Origin of the sequence: Exiguobacterium sp. SRB7LM, from assembly GCF_015712685.1 — a bacterium.
Lineage (GTDB): Bacteria > Bacillota > Bacilli > Exiguobacteriales > Exiguobacteriaceae > Exiguobacterium > Exiguobacterium profundum.
In genome coordinates this window covers 713,930-728,770 of the sequence record NZ_VWVR01000006.1, presented here as the reverse complement: position 1 = coordinate 728,770, position 14,841 = coordinate 713,930, and the positions used below count along the sequence as shown (strand labels likewise).

The window sequence follows — 14,841 nt, the reverse complement described above, 5'->3', positions numbered from 1 at the left end:
AACCCATTCATTTTACACGTATTTCATTTTTTACAGGAAATCACGGTTTGTTAGACGAATGTCGTAACTCTTGAATCAGTTTCTAACACTCGCGTCCGCGTATCATTTTTCGATAAAAACACTTCTTCTCCATTTTCATCAAAGCAATATGCGATCGGAATCGAGATTCCACAATTTCGATACGATCCATCCGCGTGACTCGTTCCGATAATCATCGCTTTTCGTTCCATCGCAATTTTTCTCGCTTCTTCCGTCCACTCCGTGAATTGTTCCTCACTAAACATCCCGACCCCGATTGGATTGAATATGATTGATAGATGCTCATGACCCTTCAATCCTTCAACCCCCATAAAAATCTCCCTGCACAGTAAATATCCGTATTCTTCTGCTCCATCTGTGGCACTTGATGGCATGAACAAGCCCACATTTTCAGGCGTTTTCCATCGCGTTAACAACGTCTCGCCATTCTTATTTACAATGAGGACCCGGTCTCTATTCGTGTCATCTCGATACCCTAAAACAATCGTTGTGTTGAATTGGATCGCTAAATCACTTAGCTCATCCAATGCTCTATATGTACAATATCCCTCTGGATAGAGAATCAAGTCCACTGTAGGGTTCGACTCAATCTCTCGCTTCAGTTGCTCGAGATTTCGCTCTATCTTCGGTTGCCCAATCAATATATTCAATGACTATTCGCTCGCTCTCATGATTTGTCTAGTTGATGAATCCATTCATATGTAAGTGAGGTTGTCGACCAAACCCCACGATAAAGCAAGAATTTGATACTTCTCTTTATACTATCATTTTATTTATTCTGCATTGATGCTCACCATCACATTTCCCACCTTTTTCCCTTGGTCCACATATCGGTGCGCTTCTACAATCTTATCGAGTGGATATACCGTATCAATGACGGGTTGCAATGCTCCTGATTCAAACAATTCGTTCAAAAATATCAAATCCTCTTTGCGTTCACTGGCTGGTCCCTGCCCCGCGACAGAACTGAAGGCCCCGTTCTCGCTCACATGGGCTTTCGCTAATCGTTTATCGATTTTCCCTGAGGCATCAAAGACCACATCATACGTATTTAATTCAAGGTCGTACCCCTCTTTCGTGTAATCGACGACCACATCAGCCCCAAGTCGCTTCACAAGTTCAACGTTCCGCTCGTGGCAAACTGCTGTGACATGCACACCGTAATGCTTCGCAATCTGTACGGCAGTCGAACCGACAGCACCTGCGCCACCATAAATGAGAACGTTGTTCGCCCGGTCGATGTGTGCCTTCCGCAAAAAATGTAACGACGTCGTACCTCCGAACGGTAGAGCAGCCGCCTCGATAAAGCTGGCATGCGTGGGCATCTGAAACACACATTTCGATTCGTTCACACAAGCGAATTCTGCATATCCGCCAAACCGCATCCCAGTTAGAGCATAGACGTTGTCTCCGACCTGAAAGTTTTTCACACTGTTGCCTGTTTCCACGACGATGCCTGACAACACGACACCGAGAATCGGTTGACGTGGCGCCTTGAACCCAACAACCATTCGCATGGGGAGTCTCCCCAATGGAGGGACGTCTAGTGCTCGGAGGCGTCGATCTCCCGATTGGACGGCCGATGCATGGACTCGAACCAGCAACTCATTGCTTTTCGGCTTCGGTTGATTCACTTCTTGAATGACAAGTACTTCAGGTGGCCCATACGCGGTACAAATCACAGCTTTCATATTGATTCACTCCATTCATCAATTGTCACCTTAATCTGTTATACACGTTCCCTCAAACAAGACAGTTCAGTCCATTCGACATAGAAAAACCGGATCATATCATACGATATCATCCGGTTCCTTCCTTAATGACATGGTTGAATCAACGAGGGTGAATGGATTCGAAAGAGAAGCAGCTGCCGCTTCCGATTCTGCTAGACTTACTTCGGTCACCACCGGTTCTTGACGTCTGAGTTTAAATGCTCGCTCGAGACGGTTCGTCAACAAGTTGAAGATAAAGATGAGCGCAGCAAGTGACATGGCCGGAACGAGAAACAAGTGATTCGTCATCCACGTCATCGCGGTGAACTGTCTGAAATAATACCCGAACATCGAAGACCATTCATAGACGGTCGGCATGATCCCTTCATGTAACATAACCGTTCCTCCGAAGAAAATCCCAAACAGCGAGAGATGAATAAGCAACATGAGCGTTTGGACAAACTGTTGCATGAAGACGATCACGAGGGTTGGAACGAGATGCGGGAATAGATGCAATCTCACACGGTGCCAGACACTGCCACCAAGCGTCTGAGCCACGATCATGAACTCTTGTTGAAGCAATTGTCGAATCTCCGTGATCAGGTATAACGTGACGGCAGGCAATCCGAGAACGACTAGGACGATTAGTTCAATCTTTACTCGATCAAATAATGGAGGCACTTGTGTCGAATCAAAAAAGGTCAGTGTTCCTACTAACATCATCAATGCGATCAATGAAATCGGCAGAATCAAAAAGCCGTCCAATAACGTTTTAAAGAATTGATTTAAGCGAGCTCCCCTGAAAGCAAGAGGGATGCCAATCAATAGACCGATGACCATCCGTCCGAATGCGACGAGCGCACAGATGCCAACGGTCCACTTAAATCCTTCCACGAGCATTTGGAATAAATCATATCCAGCATTGTCCGTCCCGAGCCATTGATATTTTGACGGTTCTAATGGTGGAATTCCAATGAGTCTCCCTTCATCAGAGTAGAGCATGAGGGTTTGATCAACATTCCCATCACGAAACACGGTATTTCCAAAACTCATCAACAATAGCCCCGCTACGATAACAAAGCAGAAGATGAAAATCGGGTCACGTATTAATACTCGGCGCATCAAATCCCTCCTTTCCATGCATTCGGAATAATCCATTCAATCAGTAAATCCAACAGAAAAATCGGGATATAGATGACGAATAAGATAACCAGTAATATCTCCATCTGCGGGTTGTAGACGGCGAATCGAAATAACCCTTGAACGTTAAATAAGTATTCGACAATCAAAAGTGTCGATAAGATGGTAATGATGTTCGAACGGAAAAAGAGGTAAAACCGATAGATGATATTCGGTAATAAGTGTTTCCAAAACAGTCCACTCGGTCGAATCCCTTTCGCTTGCGCGAGTTCGAGATACGGAATGGCTTCTTGTTCATGAATATGAATCGTCAACCATTTGATAAAGAAGAATAATGTCGTCAGCGTCAATGTGACGATTGGGAGAAACCGTATATATTCTGCGAATCCTCCGGCAACTTCAATGCGATCAAACCCTGTCGACTTATGGATTGTAATCGCAAGAAATTGAGAAAAAATTAACCAGAACAAATCTGGTACCATCTCGAGCGTCTGACTTGTTTGGTGCAAAACGGTACGAACGCGTCTCCCGCTCCGATAGTAGAAGTACGCATACATTAATCCTAGCGAGGTCGATACCGCGAGTGCCGTGGTAAAAATGATGACCGATTCTTTGACGAGCGGTCCAAGTGCCGGCAAGAGTGGCAAGTAACGTTGCGCGGTGATGTTGTAATATGTAATGTCCTCTAATTTTTGTAATTGATCCATCTGTTGTTGAATCCCGTTCCAATAATTCGTCAGAATAAAATCCGTCTGAACGACAAGCGATGGTAGCGCACTGATTGCAATCAAGATGAAAAATGCGATTATCAGATGAACTGATTTCCGAGCAATATACGTCATAGTTCTATCTCCTTTTGAATGCAAATCTCTCAATCAAAAGTGTGAAAGGATGTCCGGTTGATTGTTCATTTTCTAAAGGGAATAATATCCAAAGACACTTTCCACTGATTCTAGCATATTTATTATGTAAATAGAAACAATTTTCAGAAATTTATCTGGGTTAATTTGTATGATACAATGTATAGATAGAAATATTTAGGGGGTTAAAGGATGTGGATTATTTTTGGATTGGCGGCGATCGGGGCGACGCTCATCAATTTGACCGTATTTATGATGGAGAAGGACTATAAGCTGCCGATGGCGATTGCCCTATCATTAGTTGCTCTCACGTTATGCGCCGAATATAGTTTGCTCAACATGTGGGTCGAAGCAAAAGACTGGGGTGCCATAACAGATGTCGTCCCCGGCATGTCACGCGCGCTTTGGTTCTTAACGGTTGCGGCAATCTTTATGAATATCCTTCCGATCTTTTTAGAGAGAAAACGAAACAAGATGAAGGAATCGAAATGATTGGTAGGACGTTCAAGAAATTCCGGTCATATGGTGCATGACAATGAATCATAAACTTATTGCGATTCTCGCTAATCCATTTGGTGTTTTCATTTTTGTCGTAATTTCACTGTCTTTGATATGGCAGGCCATACTCAGTCTCTTATCGTCTCAGCACATCTTGTTCATAACCAATTTAGTCGGAGGACTGGGTTTTATCGTCATGATGTTGCTTTTATGGCATACATACAGGAGTCAATCATAGTAAAGCGTGTTCGAAGCTATAAAATTAGCTTTGAACACGTTTTGTTTTTGAGTTTCACGCAATCAATCATCTGAACGAGTTGAGTATAATAGCTCACCGTCAAGTGATCGCAACTCATAATCGATTCCTGATTGCATCTGCTTTGTCATTATTGCGCGACACGTAAACACATATCCTGGACCATATGCAACGTCCGGAATTTCCTTGAAGCCGTATGACCGCTCTCCGAACCATAGCGTCACGTTCGATGAACCCTTCGATGATCGGTCATCGACGACATAACATTCTCCCGTCTCGACGATGTGATTCGTCGTCATGCGGTCGTACGTTTCCATGCCTGCCATTCCAAGTACAAGAAACGAACAAAACATTGCGAGACAAGCTTGTCCTAGTTTGACTCGATTCCGAGTCTTTCGCCACTCTCTCCAATAGATGACAAGAGATCCTAGACACAATAATCCAATCAACCAAGTAAGTACAATTTCCAACAACCGAATCACCTCGTTTTACAATACGACTTTCTTCAAAAAAGGATTCGTGTCCCCTCACAAAAAAACTCGACACATGTCGAGTTTAAGGTAATTCATACTCCAATTTTCGCTTTTGCCAAGCGACAAGGAGGATACTGATGATGACGAGTAGGAACCAGGACGACAGTTTTCCCAAATCGACGATGGCCCAACCGTTCAATTGGTCCGGATACGCCCAGCCGTTGTAGAACGTGACAATATTTTCAGCGAGCCAGATAAAACAGGCAATCAAGAAGAATGACAGGACGACCGGCATCTTAAATCGTCGATCGTCGAGTTTATATGAGACAACCGAGCGACCGAACGCCAAAAAGATGAATGCGATCAACAGCCACCGTAGGTCTAACCAAACATGGTGCCAAAAAAAGTTGAAGTAAATGGCGATGCCAAGTCCGAAGGCGATGATTGGGTGCGGCATCTTCGTAAATCGTAAATCGAGACGACGCCATGCCTGGACGACGTAACTCCCGACGCTCGCATACATAAATCCGGCATAAAGCGGGACGCCCCACACTTTTGTGAACGCCTCATCCGGATAACTCCATGACCCCATCTGCACCTTGAACAGTTCAAGTCCGATACCAATGACATGGAACCAGCTGATGACCTTCACTTCTTCCATCGTTTCGAGCCCCGTCTTCACAAGGACGACTTGAACGAACAAACACCAGATGAGTAAAACGTCATATCGTGGGAGTGGTAACTCCACAAATTTCGTGATGGCGAGCGCTCCGAAGATGGCGACCGGAAAGATACAACTAAGTGCCTGTTCGTAAGCGAAGATAAAGAGATAACTTATACGTCCCATCCGTTGCCCTACCTTTCGATATATTCATATAAAAATGAGGACTCGCCGTCATAAAAACGTGGGTCAAAGACGCCGAGTCGTTCTTCGTTCGCCACGATGACGACGAACGGTGACCATTTGGTCAATGTGCGTGCCTCTTGATTCACTTCAAACAATGGCTCAAGACTCGTCTTTTCGGCACTCGTCAATTCGTATTGCAAGGTCGCTTCTTGATAAATGGAATCTTTAAAAAGCGATACGTTCTCCTCAGTCTTCGTGATGACGGTGAACTGAGTCGGGATGAATGAAGCGGAGAGCGCCACTTCGTCATGCTCGTCCGCGTATGCCTGATACAAATAAGCTCCTTGCGCACTTTGAATGGCGACATACAGGACGAGAGCCGCCCATGCATACCGATACGTCTTATAACGAACCTCCTGCTTCCGAGCGACGAGCCAGGCAACCAAGAAGATTCCCCAATAGACGAAATCGACAATCGGGATCACACCGAATGTGATCCTCACGTCCGAGATCGGTTCGAAGTAGCCCGTCCCCCATGCATTGAACAAGTCAGATGTGTTGTGTATGAAGACAGACAACAGTGCCCACCAAAAATAGCGAATGTCCGTCACGCGAAAGAGGAGGCGAACGAGTATGTAGATGAGCAAGGCAAAGAGCGGGACGAGAAAAATCGAGTGGGTGATGCCGCGATGCCACATCTGATACATACCTTCCGTGTCCCATAGCCGAGAAATCACATCGCTGTCCGGGATTTGGCTCCCGACAAGTGTCGTGACGAACAAGGCTCGTTTTTCATGTTGTTGTAAATCCCGTTTATCGGCTGCACCGTATAGCGTCAAACCGAATAACGTATGTGTAATCGTATCCACGTTCTACCTCCATAGCGAAAGAGACACCTCCCAGTTCTGGACGATGTCTCTTCTTATTAGTTCTCTTTATCCATTTTCATGGCGCGCCTTGCGACGATCGTTACGAAAATGACAGCGACAATCGGAATGATCAATGGCATCCAATTCAACATCCGCCTGTCCCCCTTCATCTAGTGTCGCAAGCAGTATAGCACATCTGCTTACTCGATGGAGGAATGAATGCTTGTATTTTCATAAGTAGTTGCCATCTTCTCAATCGTTGCTTTCATATGATCACGAAGCGTGAGCGGTTCAACCACTTCTACTTGTGAACCCAAAGATAGCAACCAGTAAATAAATCCGTCAGAAACGGCCGCATCGAAACGGATGAGGAATCGTTCTCCATGTTCAGAAACAGAAACGTCTTCCCCTAACTTGTCAAAGATGACCGGGAGAACCCGTTCGTCGACGGACAAAACGATTTGTTCATCAGATCCGTTATACATATTGAATGATTTTTGATAGTAATCATCAGGTAAATGATGCTTCGGACGAATGGTGCCATCTTCCACAATCTCCGAATTGACGATGCGGTCAACCCGGTAGTTCCGCACCTCTCCGATTGATTCGTCGATCCCGATCAAGTAGTACTGCTCGTGATTCCAATGCAAATCGATTGGATTAACGACGTATCGCTCTCCGTCACGGCGGAGCGGGAACGTTCGTTTCGTCACATCAAATCCGACGACGTCTGTATATTGGAACGAGATAGCTTTTCGTTCATGAATGGCCCGTTGGATACGATCGATATGGTAAGGAATGTGTCCGTGTTTTTTCTTCGGCGTCTTGATGATCGATTGTAGCGTCTTCGCTTCAGGGATACTCGTCAGCATTTGAAGTTTCTCTACAATTTCCTCGGTCACGTCTTCCGAGATAAATTTCGCTGCGACAATCGCATCGACCATCATCCGGAGTTCATGAATCTCAAATAAGCGTGCCGAATGCCAATACTTTTTAGCGAGACCATTCTTCTCCAATTCATCCTGCACTTCAAACCCCGAATTATTCAGTGCCTGGATATCGTCTTTCACCGATTTTTTTGCTAACTTAGAAGTATCTCCTATCGTTGACAAGTACTCGAGCAAATCTTCTAGTGTCTTTGGATTCGCTTCGTCCGTGTAACGTTCGAAGAAACGTCGAACTTCAAGTAACCGCTCTCGGTTATTCACGGTTCTATCCCCTTTCGTCTCTCTGTCTAAATTATGTATAAACAGACATTATCATTTTATTTCCACGAAATAAAGGTATTTTCCATTACAAAACGTTTAAGGAGGCGCCATCTAAGTTGAAATATTATGCACACGTCGACGGCTCAAAAATCGAATATATAGACCGCGGTCACGGTCCCGTCATCGTACTGATCCATGGGACCCAGTCATCGAGTTTAGAACCATACCATGTGGACCAACTCGTTTTATCCGGTTTCCGGGTCATTGTCCCATCTAGACCCGGATATGGAGAAACACCATACTCTTTTTCAGCATCTCCTCAATTGTTTGCATCCCGACTCTCTCACTTGATGCAAATGCTAGATATTGATCGATATCATGTCTATGGCATCTCTGCCGGAGGACCGACCGCGATCGAGCTCGCTTCACAGAATCAGCGTGTCCTTAGTTTGACCCTCGCTGCCGCCGTGACGAGTGTCGTTGATTTCCCGTATCGGGACACGGTCAGCCGAAATGTCGTCCAACCCGCATTTATCGCACTTCAATACATCATGAAACAGTTTATTGCTCGTGCCATTCATAAACATCCATTCGAAGCGACGGCCCGTATGATTCAATCGACGAGCGTGTTGGCACTCGAGACGATTCGAGAAGAGGTGTCTCCTTATGATATTTTCCTCCTGAAACGCGTCGCGAATCAGATGGCGTTTGGACTTGGCGCACAGTTCGATTTGAAACAACGTGTCTCGAGTGAGGTGTTACTCGGTGTGTCGTGCCCAACCTATATCATTCACTCGAAAAACGACAAAGCAGTTCCTGTTCGACATGCCCATTACGCGAAGCGCTTGATCCCACATGCGCAGCTTACGATTCTGAACAGTCCCGGTCACTTGATTTGGGTCGGACGGCAAGCAAGAAAGTCAGAGCGACAAATCGAACGATTTATCCGTTTTAACTCCTAAAGCATCTCAAAAAGAGGTGCTTTTTTACGCCTCTAACCCGAGGGCATCAATCAATTGATTCGTTGTATGTTCCGGGATTCTCCAGATAACGTCTGTTCGTTCAAATTCTGTGATCACACTTGGATGGTCCGATTGTCCGAGCCAAAGCTGATAGCGCTCTTGCTCTCCACCTTTAAATTGTACGATGAGGTCAAAATCGGGTGCTACTTCGATTTCGATGTCTTCGATTTCTTCTGAACTTCGTAGCATTTCCGCGAACACTTTCACTTGATCCAACGAGTGGAACTCTAGTGCTATTTTTTCATTAAACGAACCCAGTCCTACCGATTCTGCCACCATCACACGTTCAACTTCTTCATTCTCAATTTCTCCCACTGGATCCCCAAATGGTGCGGTAATCGTTCGAATCGCATCAACCCACTTCATCATTTTTTCCATTCTTTCACCTCTTTCTTCTCTATCTCAATACGTAGATCCAATCAAAACGGTTTCAAAATATGGAAATAAAAAAAGCCAAGCGTTCGCTCAGCTTTTTCACTCATTCATACTTCCAACCGACTACGCTTGCATTGTCCCCGACATAGCGAACTCGTTTCTCTTCATCGTTTGGGAAAACGCGAAGCGTGGCCACAGCGTCACCATCGTTGACGAAACACTCGACACTCGACGAGTCGACATACAGCCGAAGGGATGTGACGTTGATCACCTTGGTCCGGGTCGTCCCGAACTCGGTTGCGAACGGTTCACCTGCATTCGTCCGGTCGATGGTCAATTCGGATGTTTCTTTCTCGTACCGAATCACAAGCGACTCATCTTCTGTCTTCAACAGTTCAAGTTTGAAGTCTTCCCCAGAAGTCGACAGTTCCAATTCATAACGTTCAGGAGTGACCATGTCGATCAGCGTACTCGATTCATTAATAATCTGGTCTTGTCGTAGTTGCTTCATTTCTGGGACTGGTCGTTGTTTCAATACACCATCTTCCACTGATAGTTCACGTGGCAGTGTTAACGCATGTGCCCAGCCGTACCGGTCTGTCGGATATTCGATTTCCGGTAGGCCCATCCAACCGACTAGAATACGACGCCCGTCATGCTCCGTCGTTTGCGGTGCATAAAAGTCAAACCCGAAGTCGAGCTCTTCAAACGACTCATGTTTAAAGACGAGTGTCTCTAAATCAAGCGTGCCTGTGACATATCCAGATTGGTAGATGTTGTGGTAGCGATGACCTTCCGGCTCAATCCCTTGCGGAGAAAAAATGAGCACGTGTTTTCCTTCAATTTCAAAGACGTCAGGACACTCCCACATGTAACCGAATGGGGCGAGCCCCGTCTTCACTTCACCTAAAAATGTCCAATCACTTAAGTCAGTTGAACGATATAAGACGACACAACCTGTCTCATCTGTGCGCTGCGCCCCGACAATCGCATAATATGTGCCATCTGCTTCCCATACCTTTGGATCTCGGAAGTGTTCCGTATAGCCTGCCGGGATATCCGGGATGGCCACGTTGCGGCGCTCGATCATCCCTTCACGCAGTACACCGATGATTTGCGAGGCGTGACGCGTCCAATCGTCCGTACGATGATTCCCTGTATACATCACGTGAAGGGTGTCGTCTACAACGAAACCACTTCCAGAATAGGCACCGTGGGAATCTTCTTTCGTTTCAGGGACTAACGCCACCCCGCGGTCGGTCCAATGGACAAGATCTTTCGAACTGACATGATACCAATGTTTGAGACCGTGAACTGGCCCGAGCGGGAACCATTGATAGAATAGATGGTACTCTCCATCGTAATATACGAAGCCGTTCGGGTCATTGAGGAGGCCCGTCGGCGGCTGGATATGGTACCCAAACCGCCACGGGGATGCGGCCGTCTTTGCACGGAGCACCTCCATCTCGAGGGCGCTCACGTCACGGAGTGAACGATAACGTTCGGCCTTCGTCCAATTCATAGTGTCACTTCCTTTTTCGTTACGCGGCTTGTTTGACCGCTTCTTTTTTTGCTTGTCGTTTCGCAAGGATGAATGTCAATCCGAATGTCACGGCAAAGGCGATGGCCATACCAATGATATACGAGATGATCGAACCCGGTGCGATTGAGATAATTCCCGGTAATCCGGCAGCCCCGAGCGCTACTGCCAATACGTCGTTTCCAACGATGAATGCAGAGGCAACGGCTGAACCAACGATGGCTGCGATGAATGGATAACGAAGTTTTAAGTTGACCCCGAACATGGCAGGCTCTGTGATCCCAAGTAATGCAGAGATTCCTGATGCTGAGGCGACACCTTTCATCTTCTTATCAGCAGTCAAGAAGAAGACGGCAAGGGTAGCTGCCCCTTGTGCGACGTTTGACATCGCAGCGATTGGGAAGATGAACGATCCTCCTGTTTCAGCGATATCGGCGAGAAGCTGTGTCTCAATTGCGATGAAGCTATGGTGCATCCCCGTGATAACGATAGGGGCGTAGAGAAGACCCATGATCAAGCCACCGACAAATCCGAGTGAATCGTACGTCCATACTAATCCATCAATGATCAAGTTCCCTGCTTCGCGTGTGATTGGACCCACGAAGGCGAACGTGATGAATGCTGTGAAGAGAAGTGAGAGCAATGGCGTGAGCAAAATATCAAGTGATGCCGGCATGAACTTCCGAATGTTGATTTCAAGTTTCGATAAAATATACGTCGAGACGAGGACTGGTAAGACTTGTCCTTGGTATCCTAACTTCTCAATCTCAAGCCCAAAGATGTTCCAAACCGGAATCTCCTCAACGCTTGCCTGAGCGTATGCATTGATCAAGTCTGGGTGAACCATGATCATCCCGAGTGCTGCACCGAGATATGGGTTACCACCGAACCGCTTGGCTGCGGAGAACCCTATAAGTACAGGTAGGAAGACGAAGGCGGCGTTTGCGAACGTATTGATCATCGCTGCTATGTCTGCCATGCCTGGATACTGGTCAATCAATGAACGTCCTTCAAAAAACAAATCCGGTGCTGTCAATAGGTTGTTGATCCCCATCAAGAGACCTCCGGCGACGATGGCCGGAATGATTGGGACGAAGATATCTGATAACATTTTGACGAATTGCTGGAGCGGGTTCATCTTTTTCGCTCCGGCTGACTTCACGTCTGTCGTTGACATGTCTCCAAGACCTGTCAATTGTGAAAATTCGGTATAAACCTTGTTGACCGTACCTTGTCCGATGATGATTTGGTATTGTCCTCCTGTCGAGAACGTTCCTTTGACGACGTCAAGTTGTTCGAGTGCTTTCTCATCGACCTTTGACTCATCGTTCAATACGAGACGAAGACGAGTCGCACAATGCGCCGCTGCCGCAACGTTCTCTTTACCGCCGATTGCCTCTAATATCGACGCTGCTTCTTTTTTGTAATCCATTTTCATTTCCCTCCTAACGTTTCATTTACAAGCTGTCGTGTTGGAATGGCTGGAATGGCTCCATAAGCCGTACATGTCAATGCTCCTGTTACATTCGCATATTCAATGTCGGAACGTAACCGCTGCGGGTCCATCCCGAGTGTCGCCAAACGATACAAATAGGCACCAACGAATGCATCACCTGCACCCGTCGAATCCACACTCTCAATCGCAATCGATGGAACGATTTCGTGGTGATCCGTTGTCGCAATCAATGTGCCACGAGATCCGAGTGTGATTGCCACCTGTTTAGCACCTAATCGGAGAAGCGCTCGAACCGCTTCTTCAAGTTGCTTCTCACCCGTTAACAAGTGGGCTTCTTCTTCACTTAGTTTGACGAAGTCTGCTTCTGCGATGAAATGTCTCGCGTCTTGTTTAAGCTGTTCGAGGTCAGTGATCAATGCATCACGATAGTTTGGGTCAAATGAAATGAACAAACCGTCTCGTTTTGCAAATTGCAATAATTTGAAGTACGCATCTTTCAGTTTTCCATCAAGTAGTGCTGTCGCTGAACCAAAATGAATGATGTCTCTTGACTCAATCACTGATAAGTCGATTGAATCGAAGGCGTACTCTCCGTCACTTCCGCGACGGAATGTGAAGTCCCGCTCTCCATCCTCTTGAATTGATACGAATGCAAACGTCGTGTCTCCAGACTCCACAAGATTTTCTGTTCGGACGCCGTTCTCGATCAACGTCTGTTTCAAGAAGAGACCAAACGGGTCATCTCCGACCTGTCCGAGGAAACTAGATTGCCCCCCGTGCTTACTGACGACTGCCGCGACATTCGCAGGTGCGCCCCCTGCTTTTTTGACGAACGTTGTCCCTTTAACGAGATCGCTTGAAGCATCCTCGCATACCCAGTCAATCAACAATTCGCCGATACAATGTACGGTGTTCATATCGTCCACCTCCAAAAATCATATGAGTTCTTTATACAATTGGTACCGGTTCCAAAATTAAGTAAAAAAATGTTGCGGAACCGGTTCCGCAACACAAATGTAAACGATTTAATTTAACTTGTCAACGCTTTCGCGCACTTTTAGTTCAAAAATTGTGAACGTTTTCATTGAGACGTGTTCACCTTGCAACAGCTGTAGCATCATGTCGGCAGCTTTCGCACCAGTTCGGCGATAAGGAAGGTGTACCGTCGTGATGGATGGATGCAGGACTTCCGTGAAATCATATCCTCCAAATCCACTGACAGAGATATCCCTCGGGACAGTGATTCCTTGATTCGCCAATCCTTTCAATATTCCCAAAGCAATGTTGTCGGTCGCACAAACGATGAGAGAGACTGAACCGATTGCATTCGCTAATTGTTCCCCGATTGGAATGGCATCCTCAATCTTAAACGTCGTTTGAATGACTTTGACATTTGCCTCCGACTCTTGAAACGCCCGCAAAAATCCGTCACGGCGTGCTTGACCGACCGCGATATCCGATTCATACACCCCGACATAGACCACGTTTCGATGACCCCACTCCGTGAACTGTTTACCGAGCGCATAGGCCGCATCATAGTCAGGATAGACGAGACTATGGACATTGTCATGTTGCTGACCAATCAACAAAACCGGGATTTGAATCGCCTCAATCGCCTCAAGATGACGTTCCGTGACCGTCGTTCCAAGCCAGATGATTCCGGCGACTTTTTGTTTGGCTAAATTGTATAGCTGTTCGATTTCTCGTTCCGTCTGTTGTGCTGTATTGACGACGAGCATTTGATATCCTCGTTCCGTGAGCTGTTCATCAATCCCCATCATCGTCCGTGAGGCGGCATACGAATCGAGCCGTGGAACGATGACCCCAATCATCTTCGTCTGTTTCGACTTGAGACTTTGAGCGAACTGATTCGGCTCATAGTTCGTATCTCGAATGACCCGGTCGAGTTTTTCCCTTGTTGCCTTTCCGACCGATCCACCGTTCAGATAGCGTGAGACCGTACTTTTGGCGACACCAGCGAGCTCCGCAATGTCTTTAATGGTGACTTGCTTCATCCTTACCCCTCCATATGAAAAAAGCTGACGTGCGAGACGCCGTCAGCTTAATGGTTTACCACATATCGTTTCTTAAAATTTAAATAATACAAACCGTTCCGCTTTTCGAACCCGTTCTGAATAAGAACATGATGCATCTCTTGTTGATGTGGGCTCGTCGGTGGGATGCCAGCCCGGACTGTTTGTCCATCCATCAATTTTGAGTCCAGTAAGGCAAGACGCAAACCTTCTGTCGCATATCCTTTGTTTTTGTACGCATCGAACACCATCAGGTCGAGTTGGTATACGCGGGCAAGCTTGAGTAACAAGACTTTACCGACCAGTTTGTCATCGACCATCAAGTCGTAATAGAAGTCTTCTCCATAACTATGCTCTTCTGCGTGATAAAGTTGCTCCGCCCCCATTTCCTCGAGGATCCCTTTTAACTCTTCAGCAGAAACGCCATATGCACTTTCTCCGTATTTTTGAAAGTGTTCATATTCAATCTCATCAATCTGGCGAATAGGTTGACGCACGATGTTCATCCCGTGC

General features: G+C 46.4%; 16 protein-coding genes. 2 read left to right on the top strand and 14 right to left on the bottom strand.

Going from position 1 to position 14,841, the window contains the following annotated elements:
• Nucleotides 1-50 precede the first annotated feature (50 nt).
• The 4 genes from F3H97_RS04515 to F3H97_RS04500 all read right to left on the bottom strand — a co-directional run bounded on the left by F3H97_RS04515 (nucleotide 51) and on the right by F3H97_RS04500 (nucleotide 3,733).
• Nucleotides 51-689 (bottom strand): hypothetical protein, encoded by a 639-nt coding sequence (locus tag F3H97_RS04515; RefSeq protein ID WP_196430688.1) that lies wholly within the window; start codon nucleotides 687-689, stop codon nucleotides 51-53.
• Between the two features lie 123 nt (nucleotides 690-812).
• Complete coding sequence (locus F3H97_RS04510) at nucleotides 813-1,730, bottom strand: NAD(P)-dependent alcohol dehydrogenase (protein WP_196430687.1); 918 nt, start codon at nucleotides 1,728-1,730, stop codon at nucleotides 813-815.
• A gap of 99 nt (nucleotides 1,731-1,829) precedes the next feature.
• Nucleotides 1,830-2,873 carry an ABC transporter permease gene (locus F3H97_RS04505; RefSeq protein WP_196430686.1) on the bottom strand — a complete coding sequence of 348 codons (1,044 nt, stop codon included), beginning with the start codon at nucleotides 2,871-2,873 and terminating at the stop codon, nucleotides 1,830-1,832.
• A complete protein-coding gene (locus F3H97_RS04500) occupies nucleotides 2,873-3,733 on the bottom strand; it encodes an ABC transporter permease subunit (protein WP_196430685.1) in 861 nt (286 codons plus the stop codon). The genes F3H97_RS04505 and F3H97_RS04500 overlap by 1 nt, the downstream gene beginning before the upstream one ends.
• 210 nt (nucleotides 3,734-3,943) lie before the next feature.
• Here F3H97_RS04500 and F3H97_RS04495 point away from each other — a divergent pair, with 210 nt between their 5' ends.
• Nucleotides 3,944-4,243 carry a hypothetical protein gene (locus F3H97_RS04495; RefSeq protein WP_196430684.1) on the top strand — a complete coding sequence of 100 codons (300 nt, stop codon included), beginning with the start codon at nucleotides 3,944-3,946 and terminating at the stop codon, nucleotides 4,241-4,243.
• A 306-nt stretch (nucleotides 4,244-4,549) separates the two neighbouring features.
• Here the strand turns inward: F3H97_RS04495 and F3H97_RS04490 are convergent, their stop codons facing one another.
• The 4 genes from F3H97_RS04490 to F3H97_RS04475 form a co-directional block, all read right to left on the bottom strand.
• Nucleotides 4,550-4,975: a hypothetical protein gene (locus F3H97_RS04490; RefSeq protein ID WP_074037059.1), complete on the bottom strand. Its 426-nt coding sequence runs from the start codon at nucleotides 4,973-4,975 to the stop codon at nucleotides 4,550-4,552.
• A gap of 85 nt (nucleotides 4,976-5,060) precedes the next feature.
• The gene (locus F3H97_RS04485; RefSeq protein ID WP_196430683.1) at nucleotides 5,061-5,825 is read right to left on the bottom strand and encodes a DUF817 domain-containing protein; all 765 of its coding nucleotides are present in this window, start codon (nucleotides 5,823-5,825) and stop codon (nucleotides 5,061-5,063) included.
• A gap of 8 nt (nucleotides 5,826-5,833) precedes the next feature.
• The gene (locus tag F3H97_RS04480; RefSeq protein WP_196430682.1) at nucleotides 5,834-6,694 is read right to left on the bottom strand and encodes a metal-dependent hydrolase; all 861 of its coding nucleotides are present in this window, start codon (nucleotides 6,692-6,694) and stop codon (nucleotides 5,834-5,836) included.
• A 200-nt stretch (nucleotides 6,695-6,894) separates the two neighbouring features.
• A complete protein-coding gene (locus F3H97_RS04475) occupies nucleotides 6,895-7,902 on the bottom strand; it encodes a helix-turn-helix transcriptional regulator (protein ID WP_196430681.1) in 1,008 nt (335 codons plus the stop codon).
• Between the two features lie 116 nt (nucleotides 7,903-8,018).
• On the opposite strand from F3H97_RS04475, the gene F3H97_RS04470 reads away from it, so the two are divergent.
• Nucleotides 8,019-8,864, top strand: a complete 846-nt coding sequence (locus tag F3H97_RS04470; RefSeq protein WP_196430680.1) for an alpha/beta fold hydrolase — start codon at nucleotides 8,019-8,021, stop codon at nucleotides 8,862-8,864.
• A 24-nt stretch (nucleotides 8,865-8,888) separates the two neighbouring features.
• On the opposite strand, the gene F3H97_RS04465 is transcribed toward F3H97_RS04470, so the two are convergent.
• The 6 genes from F3H97_RS04465 to F3H97_RS04440 form a co-directional block, all read right to left on the bottom strand.
• Complete coding sequence (locus F3H97_RS04465; protein ID WP_196430679.1) at nucleotides 8,889-9,302, bottom strand: YhfM domain-containing protein; 414 nt, start codon at nucleotides 9,300-9,302, stop codon at nucleotides 8,889-8,891.
• A gap of 100 nt (nucleotides 9,303-9,402) precedes the next feature.
• Entirely contained in the window at nucleotides 9,403-10,821 is a 1,419-nt protein-coding gene (locus F3H97_RS04460) for a glycoside hydrolase family 32 protein (protein WP_196430678.1), read from the bottom strand.
• 19 nt (nucleotides 10,822-10,840) lie between these two features.
• Nucleotides 10,841-12,271 (bottom strand): sucrose-specific PTS transporter subunit IIBC, encoded by a 1,431-nt coding sequence (locus F3H97_RS04455; protein WP_196430677.1) that lies wholly within the window; start codon nucleotides 12,269-12,271, stop codon nucleotides 10,841-10,843.
• Between the two features lie 2 nt (nucleotides 12,272-12,273).
• Entirely contained in the window at nucleotides 12,274-13,212 is a 939-nt protein-coding gene (locus F3H97_RS04450; RefSeq protein WP_196430676.1) for a carbohydrate kinase family protein, read from the bottom strand.
• Nucleotides 13,213-13,320: 108 nt separating this feature from the next.
• Nucleotides 13,321-14,310: a LacI family DNA-binding transcriptional regulator gene (locus F3H97_RS04445; protein ID WP_196430675.1), complete on the bottom strand. Its 990-nt coding sequence runs from the start codon at nucleotides 14,308-14,310 to the stop codon at nucleotides 13,321-13,323.
• A 47-nt stretch (nucleotides 14,311-14,357) separates the two neighbouring features.
• Nucleotides 14,358-14,834 (bottom strand): N-acetyltransferase, encoded by a 477-nt coding sequence (locus F3H97_RS04440; RefSeq protein ID WP_159562258.1) that lies wholly within the window; start codon nucleotides 14,832-14,834, stop codon nucleotides 14,358-14,360.
• Nucleotides 14,835-14,841 lie beyond the last annotated feature (7 nt).